This window comes from Prevotella sp. C0026C3 (assembly GCF_056590795.1).
Map to the genome: position 1 here is coordinate 15,789 of NZ_JBWPWW010000002.1, position 18,737 is coordinate 34,525.

Sequence of the window (18,737 nt, forward strand, 5' to 3'; positions counted from 1 at the left end):
ATGAAATATTGTCTAAATTTTAATTTGTTAAATTACAATACATTTGGTATTGAGGCTAAATGTAAATCTTTTATTCAATACACAGATTTAGAAGATGCGAAGAAAACAGCTTCAATACTAACGGCCCCTTTCTTTATCCTAGGAGGTGGTAGTAACCTTTTGCTGACCAAGGATTATCATGGTACTGTTGTTAAAGCAGAATCGCGTCTAGATATAAAGGTTATAAAGGCAGATGCAGATAAAGTTTGGTTGCGCTGTTGGGCTGGTACTACATTTGATGATGTAGTAGAATATGCTGTAAATCAAGGATATTATGGATTAGAAAATCTATCACTGATTCCCGGTGAGGTTGGAGCCAGTGCCGTTCAAAATATTGGAGCATACGGGGTAGAGATAAAAGATGTTATAGATAGAGTTGAAGCTATAAACATTTCTACAGGACTAGAAGTGTCTTTTACCAATGCCGACTGCCAATATTCATACCGGCAAAGTAGATTTAAGAATGAATGGCATCATAAATACTTAATTACCTATGTAGTCTATTGCTTATCTACAAAATTCAATCCACGCCTAGATTATGGTAATATTCGTTCTTCTTTAGATGTTCAAGGCATAGATGTTCCAACTGCTAAGCAATTAAGAGATACTATCATATCCATTCGTCAAGCCAAACTTCCAGATCCAAAAGTATTAGGAAATGCAGGGAGTTTCTTTATGAATCCGATTATCAGCAAAGAACAACTTGGGCATTTAATAGAACTTCATCCTCAAATGCCACATTATCCAATTGATGAACTACACGTAAAAATTCCTGCAGGTTGGCTTATAGAACAGAGTGGCTGGAAAGGTCGGGCTTTGGGACGAGCAGCCGTTCATGATAAGCAAGCTTTAGTTCTTGTAAATAGAGGTGGCGCTACGGGAGCCGATGTATTAGCTTTATGTAATACCGTTCGTGAAGCTGTCTTGGAAAAATTTGATATTCAAATTAAACCGGAAGTAAATATTCTGTAGTTTATAAGATTATGCCAAAATTCACTTTTCTTGGCACTGGAACATCTAATGGAGTCCCTGTATTGGGCTGTTCTTGCGATGTTTGCCATAGTTGTGATCCACGAGACCGTCGATTTCGGTGTGCTGGTCTTCTAGAAACAGCCAATACTCGTATCCTTATTGACTGTGGTCCGGATATTCGTCAGCAATTGCTCCCTTTAGATTTTCGGCGTATAGATGCTGTGTTGATAACACATATACATTACGACCATGTAGCTGGAATAGATGACTTGCGTCCTTATTGTAGCTTTGGCGACATCCATATTTATGCAGACAGTTCCGTTACATCTGGTTTACAGCATACTATGCCTTATTGTTTTGGAGAAGATTTGTATCCGGGAGTACCTAAATTAAACATCAAAACGATACGGGAACATGAACTTTTAGCTATTGGAGATTTCCGTGTACTACCTTTTCAAGTATTACATGATGATTTACCAATACTTGCTTATAGATTTGGAAGTTTTGCTTATATAACGGATATGAAGACAATTCCAGATTCAGAACTTCCTTATTTAGAAGGAATTGAGACATTGGTTGTAAATGCACTTCGCTGGGACAGGCCACATCATTCCCATCAATTAGTAGGCGAAGCCATTGAGTTTGCTCATAAAATAGGTGCACGACATACCTATTTGACACACCTTACACATAAAATAGGATTACATGCTGAAGCAAGTTTAAGACTTCCTCAAGACGTTCAATTTGCCTATGATGGATTACAAATCGACGTATAACTACTTAGCTAGAATTATCATTAAGTAGGAGAAAGTTGCTATTGATATTTTTATATGTTTTTTTGCTCGTTAGCAAAATATCGTTTATACTCTGATTCAAAATTTGGAGTAAATATGCCTTTTCCTAGATTTTCATGAATTTCTTGCATAGTCCAAAATTTTCCATCAGCTAATTCTTCTTTGTTAATGGAGATAGGAATGTTATATATGGCCTTAAAAGAATATATAAGCTCTTGTTCCATTAGGCTCTCAAAGACATAATGGCCTAGCTCTGTTGGGCTAAAGTCCTCTATATTTAGTTCCTCTTTCACCTCTCTTTGCAAAGCTGTAGTGACATCTTCTCCCAAATTTACATGTCCCCCACATGCAGTATCCCATTTAGATGGCTGTATATCTTTCCATTTCGGACGCAATTGGAGAAAAAGTTCACCTTGAGAATTAAAAATATGTAAATGTACTACAGGATGAAGAAGTTTACTACCATTATGTGCTTGTCCTCTTGTAATAACTCCTAGTATATTCCCTTCTTCATCTATATAGGGAAAATATTCTTCTAAATTGTCTTGCATGTTCAAAGTTTGGATGAGAATATAAATGTATTAGGAAATTGTTCTTCTAATCCATTAGGCACAATTCTAAATATTCCAAAGATAGCACTACCACTTCCACTCATCTGAGCATAAATGGCACCTAGATCGTATAAGGTTTGTTTGATAGCTGCCAACTCCTCATGAGCTTTAAATATTGGTATTTCAAAATCATTGTGTAATGCTTCCTTCCATGTCTCAATGGGCTGTCTAATAATATCTTTACAGCATTTTAATGGTTTTTGCGGGACAATAGATTGATATGCTTCTTTTGTAGAGATAGATATATCAGGCTTAATAATGACAATATAGTATCCATTCAAATTACTTTTAGGTCCATCAACAGGAGAGATGATGTCACCCAATCCAGTAGCATATGATAGCTCTGAAGTAATAAAAAAAGCACAATCAGCTCCTAGTTTAGCCGCATATCGCTCCATCTCTGCATATCCTATATTAAGTCTGAAACGTTCATCAAGTAATTTAATCATATAGGCAGCATCACTGGAACCACCACCAAGTCCGGCTTGAGATGGTATCTTTTTGTATAAATGAGCATGCACCCTTGGAAGTTCAAAATCGGACGCCAAGAGATTATAAGCTTTTACTACGAGATTATCTTGTTCGTTACATTCAATTACATTTCCCGTTATCTTCAAATCACAATCTGTATCTGAAGGAAAATCTTCTCCCATATATTTAATCTCTAGTGTATCATGTAAAGAGTAAATAGGATAGAATACTGTCTCTAGGTCGTGGTATCCATTACTACGTTCACCTATAATATTGAGCCCAAGATTGATTTTTGCACAAGGAAATGAAATCATAATATTATCAATATAGTATATTGCAAAGATAAAAAATAAATGTGAAATGCCTTTTAACAATACGTTTTTTTTTATCTTTGCATGAAATACAAGGAGTTAATTATGCCAGACAAAAATGATACGGTAAAGACGAAAAGAAAACAACAATCCAATATTGACACTAATTTCGGACATCTACAGCCACAAGCATTGGATGTAGAACAAGTGGTATTGGGTGCTCTGATGATAGACAAAGATGCATTTTCCATTGTTTCAGAGATTTTGAGACCAGAAACTTTTTATGAGCCACGCAATCAAAAAGTTTATCAAGCTATTCAGAATCTCAACATGAGCGAGCGTCCTGTAGATATTCTTACTGTTTCAGAAGAATTAAAACATGCAGGTACATTAGACGATGTGGGCGGTGCACAGTATATTGTGGATTTGAGTTCACATGTTGCCTCTTCGGCTAATATAGAGTTTCATGCTCATATTTTGGCTCAGAAATTCCTTGCACGACAACTGATTTCATTTGCTAGTAAGATAGAGACAAAAGCTTTTGATGAGACGGTTGATGTTGATGAGCTCATGCAAGAAGCAGAGGGAAATCTATTTGAAATCTCTCAAAAAAACATGAAACAGGATTATACCCAGATAGATCCTGTTGTTCAGCAAGCTATTGAAATACTGCAAAAGGCATCTGCTAATAGCGGAGGGCTCACTGGTATCTCTACTGGATATACAAAATTAGACGAGATGACTAGTGGATGGCAAAAGAGCGACCTTGTAATTATAGCGGGGCGTCCGGCCATGGGTAAAACTTCTTTTGCATTAAGTGTCGCTAAGAATATTGCGGTAGATAGCAGGGTGCCTATCGCATTCTTTTCTCTCGAAATGAATAATGTCCAATTGGTAAACCGTCTGATTTCTAATACCTGCGAGATTGGAGGTAATAAAATATTAAATGGACAACTATCCCCGGATGAGTGGAGCAGGCTTGATAAAAATGTTAGAAAATTAACCGGTTCACCTATATATATAGATGACACTCCCGGTTTGAGCGTGTTCGAATTACGAACTAAGGCAAGACGACTTGTCCGTGAGAAAGGTGTGAAGATTATCATGATAGACTATTTGCAGCTCATGAATGCAAATGGTATGAAATTTGGTAGCCGTCAAGAAGAAGTGTCTACCATCTCACGTTCTTTAAAAGGATTGGCCAAAGAATTGGATATTCCTATATTAGCATTGAGTCAGTTGAATCGTACCGTTGAAAATAGAGATGGGTTGGAAGGAAAACGTCCTCAATTAAGCGACTTACGAGAGTCTGGAGCCATAGAGCAGGATGCCGATATGGTTATTTTTGTACATCGACCGGAATATTATCATATCTTTGAAGATGAAAAGGGTAATGATTTGCATGGAATGGCACAAATTATTATAGCCAAGCATCGTAAAGGCGCTACCGGGGATGTACTTCTTACCTTTAAGGGCGAGTTCACTCGATTCCAGAATCCGGAGGCCGCTCCTGCAGCTCCACCCATGGAGGGAGGTGAGGTCCTAGGTTCTAGAATGAATGGTATTCCGTCTGGAGATTTCCCTTCAAGCGATAATTTACCACCGATTCCACCTTCTGATGTTATGCCTTTTTGATTAACACGACACGGAAGTTATAATTTGTAATATTAATATTCAAAAAAGTAACATATTGCTTGTATATGTCGGATAATATTATTACTTTTGCAGAAAATAAAAGAAATATGACAGGACTAAACCTACAGAGCATCATTATTGATATTCGACTTAAGCGAGCCGAAGGAAGTGATGAGGTGTCTTGGTAGTCCTAACATATAGATATGTAAGCCTTTCTCACTTCCATTAGTGTGAAAGGCTTTTTCATTAAGTATAATATCATAATTCACATATAAATGAGCGACAAGTTATACATTTTTGATACAACATTGAGGGATGGTGAACAAGTTCCCGGTTGCCAGTTGAACACCGTTGAGAAAATTCAGATTGCCAAGCAACTCGAACAATTAGGTGTAGATGTTATAGAGGCCGGATTTCCAATTAGTAGTCCCGGCGATTTCAACTCTGTCATAGAGATAAGTAAGGCCGTAACATGGCCGACAATATGTGCGCTTACTCGTGCTGTAGAGAAAGATATTGAAGTTGCTTCCGATTCTTTGCAATATGCAAAACACAAGCGTATTCATACTGGTATTGGAACTAGTGATAGTCATATTAAATATAAATTCAATTCTACTAGAGAAGAGATTCTTGAGCGTGCTGTGAAAGCTGTTGCTTATGCTAAAAAGTTTGTTGAAGATGTAGAATTTTATGCTGAAGATGCGGGGCGAACCGATAATGAGTATTTAGCAAGAGTTGTAGAAGCTGTTATTGCAGCAGGTGCTACTGTTGTTAATATACCTGATACAACGGGCTATTGTCTTCCCGATGAATACGGACGGAAGATAAAATATCTGATGGAACATGTTGATAACATTGATAAAGCCATTATTTCTACACACTGCCATAACGATCTTGGCATGGCTATAGCCAATACATTACAAGGTGTATTGAATGGAGCAAGACAGGTAGAGGTGACAATCAATGGTATTGGCGAACGTGCAGGTAATACCTCTTTGGAAGAGATAGCTATGATTTTGAAGTGCCACCAAGGTATTGGTATTGATACAAACATCAATACTACAAAGATATGTCAGACTAGCCGTATGGTCTCTAGCCTGATGAACATGCCTATTCAACCCAATAAAGCCATTGTTGGTAGAAATGCTTTTGCACATTCTAGTGGTATTCATCAAGATGGTGTATTGAAAAATGTACAGACTTATGAAATCATAGATCCCAAAGAAGTTGGGTTGGATGATAACTCTATTGTATTGACAGCACGTTCTGGCAGAGCTGCTCTTAAATACAGACTTCGTGTAAATGGAGTGGACGTAACCGATGAGAATAAGTTGGATAATATTTATCAAAAATTCCTTAGATTAGCCGATCAGAAGAAAGAAGTCAATGATGATGATATCTTGATGTTAGCAGGAGCCGATACGGCAGATGCTCATGCCGTGAAACTCGACTTCTTACAAGTCACTACAGGAAAAGGTGTGCGTAGCGTAGCAAGTATCGGACTTGATATCTCCGGACAAAAATTTGAAGAGGCTTCTAGTGGAAACGGCCCTGTCGACGCAGCTATCAATGCGCTGAAAAAAATCATTCAGAAACATATGATACTGAAAGAATTTACTATTCAGGCTATCAGTAAAGGCTCTGACGATGTTGGAAAGGTGCATATGCAGGTAGAATACGAAGATAATATTTACTATGGATTTGGGGCAAATACAGATATTGTAACGGCATCTGTTGAAGCATATATCGACTGTATCAATAAATTTAGGAACAAGTAATATTTAGCTTTATGAATACATTATTTGACAAGATTTGGGATAAGCATGTTGTTCAAATTGTTAAGGAAGGTCCAACGCAGCTTTATATAGACCGGTTGTATTGTCATGAAGTTACTTCACCTCAGGCTTTCTCCGATATGCGTGCTCGCGGATTAAAATGTTTCAGACCCAGACAGATTTACTGTATGCCCGATCACAATACGCCAACACACGACCAAGATAAGCCTATCGAAGAGCCTGTATCTAAAAAACAGGTTGACACTTTAGCACAAAATGCCCATGATTTTGGACTTGTTCATTATGGGATGAATACGCAAGATAATGGTATCATCCATGTTGTAGGACCGGAAAAAGCACTTTCTTTACCGGGCATGACAATTGTTTGTGGCGACTCACATACTTCTACGCATGGTGCCATGGGAGCTATAGCTTTCGGTATTGGTACTTCTGAAGTCGAGATGGTAATGGCTTCTCAATGTATCTTACAGCAGAAACCTAAGAGTATGCGTATCAATATCAATGGTAAACTGGGTGACTTCGTTACGCCAAAGGATGTTGCATTATATTTGATGAGTCAACTTACAACCTCCGGCGCAACCGGGTATTTTGTAGAATATGCAGGGGATGTGGTGCGAGATATGACGATGGAAGGCCGACTCACTCTGTGCAATTTGTCCATTGAGATGGGAGCACGTGGTGGTTTTGTAGCTCCGGACGAAACCACATTTACCTACTTGAAAGGACGCGAATTTGCTCCTAAAGGTGAAGAATGGGATAAAGCACTGGCTTATTGGAAGACTTTGAAGAGTGGGGAAGATGCAGAGTTCGACAAAGAATTAAATTTTGAAGCGGCAGATATTGAACCCCGTATCACCTATGGAACCAATCCGGGTATGGGTATCGGCATCTCTGAATGTATCCCTCATTTGGATAATATAGAAGAGTCTGGGCAGGCTTCATTCCTGAAGAGTCTTGATTATATGGGATTTACCCCCGGTGAGAAATTACAAGGTCATCCTATAGATTATGTATTTTTAGGTGCTTGTACCAATGGTAGAATAGAAGATTTCCGTGCATTTGCCTCTATTGTCAAGGGATATCAGAAAGCCAAAGATGTGACTGCATGGTTGGTACCCGGTTCATGGGCTGTGGATAAACAAATTCGCGAGGAAGGAATAGATAAGATAGTTGAAGCCGCTGGATTTAAAATTCGCCAACCGGGTTGTTCTGCATGTCTGGCTATGAACGACGATAAGATACCAACTGGAAAATACTCTGTATCGACTAGTAATAGAAACTTCGAAGGTCGTCAAGGCCCCGGTAGCAGAACGATTTTGGCGTCTCCTTATGTTGCTGCCGCAGCTGCTATAACTGGTAAAATCACTGATCCACGTATTTTATAGAAATTATTATGAAACAGAAATTTGATGTAATAACCTCTTCATGCATTCCATTGCCTTTAGAGAATGTAGATACAGACCAAATTATCCCTGCCCGTTTTTTAAAAGCTACTGATAAAGCCGGATTTGGAGATAACTTGTTTCGGGATTGGAGATACAATAAAGATGGTTCGTTAAAGGAAGACTTTGTCTTAAACAATCCATCATATAGTGGTTGTATCCTTGTTGCTGGTAAAAATTTCGGTTCAGGCTCCTCACGCGAACATGCAGCTTGGGCCATTGCCGGGTATGGCTTTAGAGTCGTTATCAGTTCTTTCTTTGCCGATATTCACAAAAACAATGAGTTGAATAATTTTGTTTTACCGGTTGTGGTATCAGAGGAATTTCTACAAGAATTGTTCGATACGATAGAAAAAGACCATCAAACCCAAGTAAAAGTAGACTTACCCAATCAGACAGTGACCAATCTTGCAACAAATCGTTCGGAGCAATTTGAAATCAATGCCTATAAAAAACATTGCCTGATGAATGGACTCGACGATATTGATTTCCTTATTCAGAGTAAAGATAAAATAGAAGAATGGGAGCAGGCAAACAAGTTATAGAAATTATGGACTCCACCTTACGAGATGGAGAACAAACTAGTGGCGTATCTTTCTTGCCCCATGAGAAGCTCATGATAGCGAGAATGTTGCTACGTGATGTCAATGTCGACAGAATAGAAGTAGCATCTGCTAGAGTTTCAGATGGTGAAAAAGATGCCGTCAAGAAAATCTGTCGTTATGCTGCTAGCGTTGACATGCTCAATAGGGTAGAGGTGCTAGGATTTGTAGACAACCATAAGTCTATAGATTGGATTCGTGAATGTGGGGGACGTGTCATCAATTTACTTGCAAAAGGCTCTTTGAAACATTGCACACAGCAACTTAAGAAAACTCCCCAATCACATATTGCCGACATTAAAGAAGAAGTAGCCTATGCGGAGCAAGAGGGTGTCTCTGTTAATCTATATTTAGAGGATTGGTCATCCGGAATGAAAGACTCTCCTGAATATGTTTATCAGTTGATGGATGCACTTCATAGTGTTAGTGGGATTCGACGATTCCTTTTGCCGGACACCCTTGGTATTCTTAATCCACTACAATGTTTGGAATTCCTGCGCAAGATGATTCGTCGGTATCCTAATACTCATTTCGATTTCCATGCACATAATGACTACGATTTGGCAGTCAGCAACTCTTTAGCTGCGGTCTTAAGTGGCGCAAAAGGTATTCATGTCACGGTCAATGGGCTAGGTGAAAGAAGTGGTAATGCGCCTCTAGCATCTGTTCAAGTCATATTGAAAGACCAATTTCATGCCATTACACACATCAATGAGGGAATGCTCAACGATGTGAGTCGACTTGTCGAAGGATATAGTGGGGTTGTCATTGCACCGAATACTCCAGTTGTAGGCGATTATGTCTTCACACAAGTAGCGGGTGTACATGCCGATGGTGATAGCAAAGACCATCTGTATTGCAACGGCTTAGTCCCGGAGAGATTTGGTCGGAAGCGTGAATACGCTTTAGGCAAAAATTCCGGTAAAGCTAATATCATTCAAAATCTAAAAGATTTAGGATTAGAACTCACACTCGAACAAACAAAGGCGGTTACCAATCGAATAACCCAACTCGGCGATCGGAAAGAACTTGTGACACAAGATGACCTACCCTATATTGTCAGTGATGTATTGAAGCATAATGCACCCGAAGATAAGGTAAAGCTATTAAGCTATATGGTTTCTACATCATACGGGCTAAGACCGATTGCAAGTCTGAAAGTAGAAATCAATGGCAAGGAGTATGAGGCCGATTCTACCGGCGACGGACAGTATGATGCTTTTGTGAGTGCATTGCGTAAAATATACAAGGAATGCCTAAATCGTACCTTTCCAGTTCTTGACAATTATCAAGTAACAATTCCACCGGGGGGTAGAACCGATGCTTTGGTACAGACTGTTATTACTTGGCGACAGGATAAAAAGGTCTTTAGAACACGTGGTCTCGACGCCGACCAGACCGAAGCTGCCATCAAGGCAACATTTAAGATGTTAAACTTAATTGAAGAATAAATATGGATTTAAAGATTGCAGTGTTATCAGGCGATGGTATCGGACCTGAAATCATGAAACAAGGAATAGCCGTGATAGACGCTATCGCTAATAAATTCGGTCACCGTTTTTCTTATACAGAGGCCATCTGTGGCGCTCATGCCATTGATGCAGTAGGCGATCCATTCCCGGAAGAGACTTTTAAAGTCTGCATGGATGCCGATGCCGTATTGTTTGCTGCGGTTGGAGATTTACGTTTTGACAATAATCCCACGGCCAAAGTTCGGCCAGAACAAGGTCTGCTGGCTATGCGAAAGAAACTGGGACTATTTGCCAATGTACGTCCTGTAGCCACATTCGATTGCTTACTTCATAAATCACCATTGAAAGATGAGTTGTTGAAAGGTGCCGATTTCATCGTCATTCGAGAGCTAACCGGTGGCATGTATTTTGGTGAAAAATATCAAGACAATGATAAAGCCTACGACACAGATATCTATACTCGTCCCGAAATAGAGCGCATTCTCAAGGTCGCTTTCGAATATGCCATGAAGCGCAACAAGCACCTTACTGTTGTTGATAAGGCTAATGTGCTTGCTTCTTCACGCCTATGGCGACAGATAGCTAAAGAGATGGAACCGGCTTATCCTGAGGTTACCACCGACTACATGTTCATCGATAATGCCTCAATGCGTGTATTGACAGAGCCCAGATTCTTTGATGTAATCGTTACTGAAAATACTTTTGGCGATATTCTTACAGATGAAACTAGTTGTATTACAGGCAGTATGGGCTTGCAACCATCTGCATCTTTGGGTGAGCATACCCCTTTGTTTGAACCGGTACATGGCTCTTGGCCACAAGCTGCCGGCAAAAATCTCGCCAATCCAGTAGCTCAGATTCTTTCCGCAGCTATGTTGCTTGAACATTTTGGGCTGAATCAAGAAGGTGCTTTGATACGCAAGGCTGTCGATGCTAGTCTAGATGCAAACGTACGCACGCCCGAAATACAAATAGAGGGTGGTGAGCAGTACGGCACAAAAGAAGTTGGAAGTTGGATAGCCAACTACATTGCAAAGGCTTGATAACCAATAATAAGGAATAAATTATATATATTATTTCTAAAAGGCAGATGGTTCTGAGGGTACTATCTGCCTTTTTGTATATCTTTGTATCCATGAATAGAGTTATTTTAGGTTTCTTACTCTTCGTTTTGGGACAGACAATGACTGCTCAAACCAATGCTCAGCTACGTGATAGTCTGAAGTTGGCTACAGAGCGATTAGCATATTATCCAGATAGCATAGATCTCCGATTGAAGAAAACTTCTTGGAATATTCGTCTAGAACAATGGGAGTATGCTAAAGAAGATTTGGATAAGGTGCTTAACTTAAAGCCCACAGATGTTGCGGGGTTATATTTCCGAGCCTTTGTCAATGAGAAACTGAAGCGATACAATTTTGCACGATTGGACTACGAACATCTCTTGTATCTCGTTCCGGGAAATTTCCAAGCGCAACTAGGTTTGGCCTTACTGAATCAAAAAGACCAACATCTTACAGAGGCCTTCGACCAAATCAACCAGTTGGCAGAGGCCTATCCTGACAGTGCTATCGTCTATGCTGCCAGAGGAGGCATAGAGAAAGAACGTCAAATGTACGAATTGGCGGAATATGACTATGCAGAAGCGATGAAGCGTGACTGTACGAATATTGATTATATCATCAATCATATTGATCTATGCATTATTTTAAGGAAGAATGAGAAAGCCATAGAAGAGTTACACAGATTAGAGAAATCCGGTATTCCGCGAGCACGTTTAAAAGAATTTTACGACCGAATCAAAAAAGGATAATTTTTCTCATCTCGCATCGAAAAATATATATTGCCACCTCTTTAAGCCTTTAATTAATAGGTATTTATCCTATTTTCGTTGATTTGATTTCTTTTTTCAGCGTTTTTTCGTAAGTTTGCAGTTGATTATGAGATGCAGATTTCATCAACTTCTATTATTAGTACTTGTCTCTTTGCTCACATCTTGTGGAGCATCGAGATTGATTCCTGATAATCACTATTTACTATCAGGAGTAACTGTAAAGTCGGAGTCAAAAGATATTGATGCTCCAACATTGGCAACTTACGTCCGCCAAAAGCCCAATTCCAAATGGTTTTCTCTGTTCAAGATACCATTAGGTACTTATTCGATGGCTGGTCAAGACACGACAAAATGGCTGAACCGCACACTGCGAAATATGGGAGAAAAACCGGTGTTATTTGATTCAGTACAAGCCCGTTTGTCGTGTATGGACTTACGAAGCGCCATGCAGAATATGGGATATATGCATGCACAGGTAGACTTAAAAACGTCTATGAAACGGAAGAAAATGTATGTCACCTACATACTCAAACCCGGTACGCCTTTTTATATTCACTCTTTAAAATACGATATTCAAGATACACTGATTGCCGAAATATTGAAATCTGCACCCCAGAAAGCTCAATTGAAATCTGGCGATAGATTTACTGTTGATAAGCTTGACCAAGAGCGTAGACGCATTACGCAGTATTTGATGGATAGGGGGTATTATCGTTTTCATCGGGATTTCATTGTTTATAGTGCCGACTCTGCAAGAAATAGTAATGATGTAAACATCACTTTGCACTTGTTGCCCTATAGAGAAAATAGCAAATCGCCCGAAACCCAGCATAAGAGCTATACCATTAGAAATATATTTTATCTCAGCGGAAACGAAGATGGCAAACTTCCGTTGCGCAAGAGTGTGTTGGAGAATAGTACGGCCATGCGTGTTGGAGAACTATATAATTATTCCAAACTGCAACGAACATATAATAATTTTGCGAAATTACAGACAGTAAGATATACCAACATTAATTTCAAGGAGATTCCGGACAGTTCTTTATTGGATTGTGATATTAAGTTGAGTACTAACAAACCGAATACCATATCCTTTCAACCGGAAGGAACCAATACGGCAGGAGATTTAGGTGCTGCAGCCTCTTTGATTTATTCAGACCGTAATCTCTTTCATGGTTCGGAGTTGTTAACTATTCAGTTGCGAGCTGCCTTTGAAGCTATTACCGGCTTGGAGGGCTATCAAAACCAGAACTACGTGGAATACAATCTTGAAACCAAGTTGCAATTTCCACGTTTCGTAGCACCGTTCTTATCCAATTCTTTTAAGAGAAACAGCAACGCAACATCCGAATTGGCTGTAAGTTATAATCTACAAAACCGTCCGGAATTCCACCGCCGAGTCTTTACAACGGCATGGCGTTACCGTTGGAATGAACCACATCATCATTTATCCTACAGACTTGACGTACTAGACCTCAACTATGTCCACATGCCGTGGATTAGTAAAACTTTCAAGTTTAATTATCTAGACAGTATCAGCAACTCCATACTTCGTTACAACTATGAAGATCTCTTCATTATGAAGATAGGAATGGGGGTAACCTATAATGATGGTATCAATGCCATACGAGCCAATGTCGAGACTGCCGGAAACCTGCTGAATAGTTTTTCACATATTGCTGGAACTAAGAAAAACCAACAAGGACAATATACCTTGTTTAATATTGCGTATGCACAGTATGCAAAGTTCGATTTCGACTTTACCCATCTGATACAGTTTGATTTACATAATCAACTGGCATTACACTTCGGACTAGGCATCGCATGGCCTTATGGGAATAGTTCTGTTCTGCCATTCGAGAAAAGATATTTCTCAGGTGGAGCCAACAGTGTCAGAGGTTGGAGCGTGAGAGAATTGGGACCCGGTAAATACAGAGGAACTGATGGGCGAATAGACTTTATCAATCAAACGGGCGATATGAAGCTTGATATAAATGTGGAATACCGCACATCGCTTTTCTGGAAACTCAATGGTGCTTTATTCGTTGATGCCGGTAACATTTGGACATTAAGAAATTATGCGGAGCAACCGGGCGGTCAATTCCAATTAGATTCATTCTATCAGCAACTTGCCGTGGCTTATGGTCTCGGCCTACGTTTGAATTTCGATTACTTCATTTTGCGCTTTGATATGGGTATGAAAGCCATCAATCCGGCTTATACCACGCAAGAAGAACATTATGCCATTTTCCATCCCAAGTGGAGTAGGGACTTTGCGTTCCATTTCGCGGTCGGTTTCCCTTTCTAAGCATTATTTCAATTCAAAATATCCGGTAGGTATTTTACGTTTCAATACTTCTACTTGAAAGTCAACTCCGGCTATGATTCCGTAAGAGCGTAGCGTTTGTTCCACTGTCTTCTGTGCCAGCACGGGATGGTTGTTCTCCTCACTCAGATGGCATAACCACACATGTCGGAGTTTTTCTGTTGCATTCTCGGCAATAGCTTTAGCACATTCCATGTTGCTGAGATGCCCGGTTGAGCCTGAAATTCTTATTTTTAAATGCTGTGGATAAGGTCCTGTTGCCAACATTTCTTCATCGTGGTTGGCTTCAATTACTAAATAGTTGGCATCACTGATAATTCCTTTCATCTGCTCTGTGATATGTCCTACATCTGTCAGAATGCAGAACGTTACATCATCATAAACGATTTTGTAGCCTACATTATCGGAACTATCATGGGGAACTTCAAAAGGAGTAACGACAAATTCGCCAACATTGATAGCTATATCTTTCTCTATCACTTTCACAAAATCCGGGGCTACCTTTCTCCTTACACAGAAATTCCTTTCAATACCTGCATGTACTTTAAAGGTAGAATAGACTGGTATATCATAATCCGAACTAATACTACCGACAGATTTAATATGGTCGGCATGATCATGAGTAATAAGAATATGATGGATTTGGCTTAGGGAGAAACCATATTCTTTAAAGTGTTTCTTAAGGGTTCTGATACCAACACCCGCATCTATCAGTAGTCCATCGGTTTCCGTATACAAAAGGTAACTGTTTCCACTACTACCACTACCGAAAGATACAAATTTCAACATCCTTTTTCTTTTATTTCCTACAAAATTAGAAAGAATACATGAAAACAACAAATTAATTATTTACCTTTGTCCTATATTTAATGTTTTTAATATGTCGCTTACAAAAACAACTTTTCATCCCATGAGAGCACTGTTGTACTTATCTGTGATCATTCTATTCCCGGTATTTATGGCCTGCGGAGAATCTGGAACTGAGAAGGAGAGTTGTGAAGTTGCCGATTCTTTTGCCACGGCATATTTTAACTGGAACTATAAGAAAGCATTGAAATATACGCATCCTGCATCTAGAAAATGGATTGTCTACGCTGCAACACAAGTCAAACAAGAAGATGTAGACATACTACGTGGCATGGATGAACCGACCGCAATAGAAATCACTGATTATACGAGAGACGAGAAAAACGATTCACTCATGCATGTGACGGTGAGGATTAACAACTTCCTAACTATGGATACCATCGGTACTAGCGGCCATATCATGAAAGAAGGGGAATTTGTCTTGGCTTTGGTATGTATCAAAGGTAAATGGCTAGTAAAACTCGATGAACTACCTAGACCCCTGAAGTGAAAATACTGCATAGCCCTCGCAGGCTTCTTGTTCGGACTTAACAGTTTTACTGCCTAGCTTACGCAGTATTTTTGCCTCGCCCTTGCAGCAATTTAAGCAAATAAGTTTTTAAGCATATAAGTTGTTAGCCTGTCGTTATAAATGTTGACACATACAGTTTGTAAATTATTGGACAAAAGCATAGAGAGACATAAAAATAATTTGAAAGATATCTATATTTTCTCTGACTGGCGCAATGAACAACCACTTTATTAATTTTAATCTAGAATAAAACAAATCTTAACAGACCTCTTATTTTCTCAATAAAGTTTTTAAATGTTTGGAATGTGGGGATTTATTTTGTAATTTAGCAGCTTGGAAGTGAAGCCCTAAACGGCTTAGAACGAAAATAAACGGCCTTTACGGCGATTTTAGACGAAAAGAATCATTCTAAAAATAATATAAATAATAATGGACGAAAATCAGACTATTGATCATGACAGAATCATGAAAATCAACATTGAGGAGGAAATGAAGTCTTCGTACATCGACTATTCAATGTCGGTGATTGTAGCTCGTGCACTCCCTGATGTGCGTGATGGATTTAAACCAGTACACCGTCGTATCCTCTATGGTATGCTGGGTATTGGAAATACAAGCGACAAACCTTATAAGAAATGTGCCCGTATTGTGGGTGAAGTGCTTGGTAAATACCATCCTCATGGTGACTCTTCAGTTTATGGTGCGTTGGTACGTATGGGACAAGAGTGGAACATGCGTTATAAACTTGTTGATGGTCAAGGTAACTTCGGTAGCGTAGATGGCGACTCTGCTGCCGCCATGCGTTATACCGAGTGTAGACTTTCAAAGATGGGTGAACATATCATGGATGACTTGGAAAAAGAAACCGTGGATATGGACAATAACTTTGATGACACTTTACAGGAACCTTCGGTGATGCCGACAAAGATACCAAACCTACTTGTAAATGGTGGTAATGGTATTGCTGTAGGTATGGCGACCAACATCCCGACACATAATCTTGGTGAAGTTATTGATGGATGCTGTGCTTATATCGATAATCCGGATATAGACTTAGATGGATTAATGCAGTACATCAAGGCTCCGGATTTCCCAACCGGTGCATATATATATGGTATACAAGGCGTACGTCAAGCATACGAGACAGGACGCGGACGTATTGTTATGCGCGCCAAAGCCGAAATAGAGAGCGATGAGAATCATGACAAGATTGTTATTACCGAAATTCCTTACGGTGTAAATAAGGCTATGCTCATTGAGTATATTGCGGAACTGGTAAAGGAAGGCAAACTCGATGGAATCAGTAATGCCAACGACGAGAGCGGTCGTCAAGGTATGCGTATTGTCATAGATATTAAGCGCGATGCCAATGCCAACGTTATCTTGAATAAACTGTTTAAGATGACAGCTTTGCAAAGTTCATTCTCGGTGAACTGTATTGCACTGGTCAAAGGGCGTCCACGCCTGTTAAGTTTAAAAGAATGTGTTAAACACTTCGTAGACCATCGTCATGATGTAACGATTCGCCGTACTCAATATGATTTGAGAAAGGCTCAAGAACGTGCTCATATTTTGGAAGGACTAATCATAGCATGTGATAATATTGATGAAGTCGTACATATTATTCGTGCTAGCAAGACTCCAATGGAAGCTCAAAGAAACTTGGAAAAACGTTTCGAACTTGACGAGCTACAGAGCAAAGCTATCGTAGATATGCGATTGAGCCAGTTGACTGGCCTGCGTATGGATCAACTGCATGCTGAGTATGAAGAATTGGAAAGACAAATAGAATATTACAATCAGATACTGACAGATCCTGAACTTTGTAAGAAAGTGATGAAGGATGAGTTGTTAGAGGTAAAAGAAAAGTACGGTGATGAGCGTCGTACAGAAATCAAATATTCTAGCGAAGAGTTTAATCCGGAAGATTTTTATCCCAATGATCCGGTTGTTATTACTGTAAGTCATATGGGATACATTAAACGTACTCCATTAAGTGAGTTCCGCGAACAAGCTAGAGGTGGTGTCGGTTCAAAAGGGGCACGTCATCGTGAACAGGACTTTACTGAATTTATCTATCCGGCAACCATGCACCAAACAATGTTGTTCTTTACAAGAAAAGGGCGTTGTTACTGGTTAAAGTGCTTTGAAATACCTGAAGGTGATCGTAATTCAAAGGGACGTGCTATCCAAAATATGCTCAACATAGAACCAGACGATGCTATCAATGCAATTTTGCGTCTACGTGGTTTGGATGATGAAGAATTCATCAACTCTCACTATGTCGTATTTGCGACGAAGAATGGTACGGTTAAGAAAACCTCTCTTGAGGCTTATTCACGTCCCCGTGCTAATGGTGTCATCGCAATCAATATTGCTGAGGGTGATGAAGTTATAGATGTTCGTTTGACAAATGGACGAAATGAACTTATCCTTGCAAACAGAAACGGACGTGCCGTAAGATTCAACGAGGATACAATTCGTACTATGGGACGTACAGCAACCGGTGTACGCGGTATGCGTCTTGACGAGGACAAGGAAGATCAAGTTATTGGTATGATTGTTGTTGATGATCCTGAGAAAGAGACTGTTATGGTTGTTTCTGAGCAAGGATACGGTAAACGTTCGGATGTAGAAGATTATCGTGTGACCAATCGTGGTGGTAAAGGTGTGAAAACACTTGCCATAACAGAAAAGACCGGTAAACTTGTCAGTATCAAGAATGTAACAGATGATAATGACTTGATGATTATCAATAAGAGTGGTATCGTTATTCGTCTAGCTGTTTCGGACGTACGTACAATGGGACGTGCTACACAGGGAGTCCGTCTTATCAATCTTGCTAAAAAGAATGATGTCATTGCTAGCGTATGTAAAGTAATGAGTTCTGAGCTAGAAGCTACGGTAGAGGAAGAAAGCCGAAGTCAGTGGGCACAGAAATCAGAACAGTTTAAACAAGACTCTACAGCAGGAGAGAACACAGACGAAGACACAGCTGTTCATGAAGAGACAGATAACGAAGTAAGTGAATAATAATATTAAACTTTTAAATAA

At 39.5% G+C, this 18,737-nt stretch carries 15 protein-coding genes; 12 read left to right on the plus strand and 3 right to left on the minus strand.

The genetic code is table 11. The annotated features are described in order from the left end of the window. Positions 1–1,011: a UDP-N-acetylmuramate dehydrogenase gene (gene murB / locus AC1EK4_RS01225; protein WP_480356720.1), complete on the plus strand. Its 1,011-nt coding sequence runs from the start codon at positions 1–3 to the stop codon at positions 1,009–1,011. An 11-nt stretch (positions 1,012–1,022) separates the two neighbouring features. Continuing rightward, on the plus strand, positions 1,023–1,787 hold the full coding sequence (locus tag AC1EK4_RS01230; RefSeq protein WP_036900146.1) for an MBL fold metallo-hydrolase: 765 nt from the start codon (positions 1,023–1,025) through the stop codon (positions 1,785–1,787). 50 nt (positions 1,788–1,837) lie between these two features. Here AC1EK4_RS01230 and AC1EK4_RS01235 read toward each other — a convergent pair whose 3' ends face one another. Continuing rightward, positions 1,838–2,356: an NUDIX hydrolase gene (locus AC1EK4_RS01235; protein WP_036900144.1), complete on the minus strand. Its 519-nt coding sequence runs from the start codon at positions 2,354–2,356 to the stop codon at positions 1,838–1,840. A 2-nt stretch (positions 2,357–2,358) separates the two neighbouring features. Beyond that, positions 2,359–3,201: a 4-(cytidine 5'-diphospho)-2-C-methyl-D-erythritol kinase gene (gene ispE / locus AC1EK4_RS01240; protein WP_480356723.1), complete on the minus strand. Its 843-nt coding sequence runs from the start codon at positions 3,199–3,201 to the stop codon at positions 2,359–2,361. A gap of 102 nt (positions 3,202–3,303) precedes the next feature. On the opposite strand from ispE, the gene dnaB reads away from it, so the two are divergent. The 8 genes from dnaB (at position 3,304) to tamL (ending at position 14,287) form a co-directional block, all read left to right on the plus strand. After that, entirely contained in the window at positions 3,304–4,833 is a 1,530-nt protein-coding gene (gene dnaB, locus AC1EK4_RS01245; RefSeq protein ID WP_036900141.1) for a replicative DNA helicase, read from the plus strand. A 275-nt stretch (positions 4,834–5,108) separates the two neighbouring features. Next, positions 5,109–6,611 (plus strand): 2-isopropylmalate synthase, encoded by a 1,503-nt coding sequence (locus tag AC1EK4_RS01250; RefSeq protein WP_480356724.1) that lies wholly within the window; start codon positions 5,109–5,111, stop codon positions 6,609–6,611. A gap of 11 nt (positions 6,612–6,622) precedes the next feature. Further along, entirely contained in the window at positions 6,623–8,014 is a 1,392-nt protein-coding gene (leuC, locus tag AC1EK4_RS01255) for a 3-isopropylmalate dehydratase large subunit (RefSeq protein ID WP_480356726.1), read from the plus strand. Between the two features lie 8 nt (positions 8,015–8,022). Next, positions 8,023–8,616: a 3-isopropylmalate dehydratase small subunit gene (gene leuD, locus AC1EK4_RS01260; protein WP_062434162.1), complete on the plus strand. Its 594-nt coding sequence runs from the start codon at positions 8,023–8,025 to the stop codon at positions 8,614–8,616. Then, positions 8,592–10,124 carry an alpha-isopropylmalate synthase regulatory domain-containing protein gene (locus AC1EK4_RS01265; RefSeq protein ID WP_062434165.1) on the plus strand — a complete coding sequence of 511 codons (1,533 nt, stop codon included), beginning with the start codon at positions 8,592–8,594 and terminating at the stop codon, positions 10,122–10,124. Before leuD ends, AC1EK4_RS01265 begins: the two co-directional genes overlap by 25 nt. Positions 10,125–10,126: 2 nt before the next feature. Beyond that, positions 10,127–11,188, plus strand: coding sequence for a 3-isopropylmalate dehydrogenase (leuB, locus tag AC1EK4_RS01270; RefSeq protein WP_036900132.1), 1,062 nt, complete (start codon positions 10,127–10,129; stop codon positions 11,186–11,188). A gap of 92 nt (positions 11,189–11,280) precedes the next feature. Beyond that, positions 11,281–11,958, plus strand: a complete 678-nt coding sequence (locus tag AC1EK4_RS01275) for a tetratricopeptide repeat protein (protein WP_480356729.1) — start codon at positions 11,281–11,283, stop codon at positions 11,956–11,958. A 127-nt stretch (positions 11,959–12,085) separates the two neighbouring features. Continuing rightward, positions 12,086–14,287 (plus strand): translocation and assembly module lipoprotein TamL, encoded by a 2,202-nt coding sequence (tamL, locus tag AC1EK4_RS01280; RefSeq protein ID WP_480356731.1) that lies wholly within the window; start codon positions 12,086–12,088, stop codon positions 14,285–14,287. 3 nt (positions 14,288–14,290) lie between these two features. Here tamL and AC1EK4_RS01285 read toward each other — a convergent pair whose 3' ends face one another. Beyond that, positions 14,291–15,094, minus strand: coding sequence for an MBL fold metallo-hydrolase (locus tag AC1EK4_RS01285; RefSeq protein ID WP_036898699.1), 804 nt, complete (start codon positions 15,092–15,094; stop codon positions 14,291–14,293). A 169-nt stretch (positions 15,095–15,263) separates the two neighbouring features. Here AC1EK4_RS01285 and AC1EK4_RS01290 point away from each other — a divergent pair, with 169 nt between their 5' ends. Further along, a complete protein-coding gene (locus tag AC1EK4_RS01290) occupies positions 15,264–15,662 on the plus strand; it encodes a hypothetical protein (RefSeq protein ID WP_156431081.1) in 399 nt (132 codons plus the stop codon). 450 nt (positions 15,663–16,112) lie between these two features. Continuing rightward, on the plus strand, positions 16,113–18,716 hold the full coding sequence (gene gyrA / locus AC1EK4_RS01295; RefSeq protein ID WP_062432340.1) for a DNA gyrase subunit A: 2,604 nt from the start codon (positions 16,113–16,115) through the stop codon (positions 18,714–18,716). Positions 18,717–18,737: the final 21 nt, after the last annotated feature.

Bases quoted from the DNA above. Each gene is read 5' to 3' on its own strand.
- dnaB (WP_036900141.1), top strand. From the start codon at position 3,304: ATGCCAGACAAAAATGATACGGTAAAGACGAAAAGAAAACAACAATCC.
- ispE (WP_480356723.1), bottom strand. From the start codon at position 3,201: ATGATTTCATTTCCTTGTGCAAAAATCAATCTTGGGCTCAATATTATA.
- AC1EK4_RS01230 (WP_036900146.1), top strand. From the start codon at position 1,023: ATGCCAAAATTCACTTTTCTTGGCACTGGAACATCTAATGGAGTCCCT.
- AC1EK4_RS01285 (WP_036898699.1), bottom strand. From the start codon at position 15,094: ATGTTGAAATTTGTATCTTTCGGTAGTGGTAGTAGTGGAAACAGTTAC.
- AC1EK4_RS01250 (WP_480356724.1), top strand. From the start codon at position 5,109: ATGAGCGACAAGTTATACATTTTTGATACAACATTGAGGGATGGTGAA.
- leuB (WP_036900132.1), top strand. From the start codon at position 10,127: ATGGATTTAAAGATTGCAGTGTTATCAGGCGATGGTATCGGACCTGAA.
- AC1EK4_RS01265 (WP_062434165.1), top strand. From the start codon at position 8,592: ATGGGAGCAGGCAAACAAGTTATAGAAATTATGGACTCCACCTTACGA.
- AC1EK4_RS01275 (WP_480356729.1), top strand. From the start codon at position 11,281: ATGAATAGAGTTATTTTAGGTTTCTTACTCTTCGTTTTGGGACAGACA.
- AC1EK4_RS01235 (WP_036900144.1), bottom strand. From the start codon at position 2,356: ATGCAAGACAATTTAGAAGAATATTTTCCCTATATAGATGAAGAAGGG.
- murB (WP_480356720.1), top strand. From the start codon at position 1: ATGAAATATTGTCTAAATTTTAATTTGTTAAATTACAATACATTTGGT.
- leuD (WP_062434162.1), top strand. From the start codon at position 8,023: ATGAAACAGAAATTTGATGTAATAACCTCTTCATGCATTCCATTGCCT.
- tamL (WP_480356731.1), top strand. From the start codon at position 12,086: ATGAGATGCAGATTTCATCAACTTCTATTATTAGTACTTGTCTCTTTG.
- gyrA (WP_062432340.1), top strand. From the start codon at position 16,113: ATGGACGAAAATCAGACTATTGATCATGACAGAATCATGAAAATCAAC.
- leuC (WP_480356726.1), top strand. From the start codon at position 6,623: ATGAATACATTATTTGACAAGATTTGGGATAAGCATGTTGTTCAAATT.
- AC1EK4_RS01290 (WP_156431081.1), top strand. From the start codon at position 15,264: ATGGCCTGCGGAGAATCTGGAACTGAGAAGGAGAGTTGTGAAGTTGCC.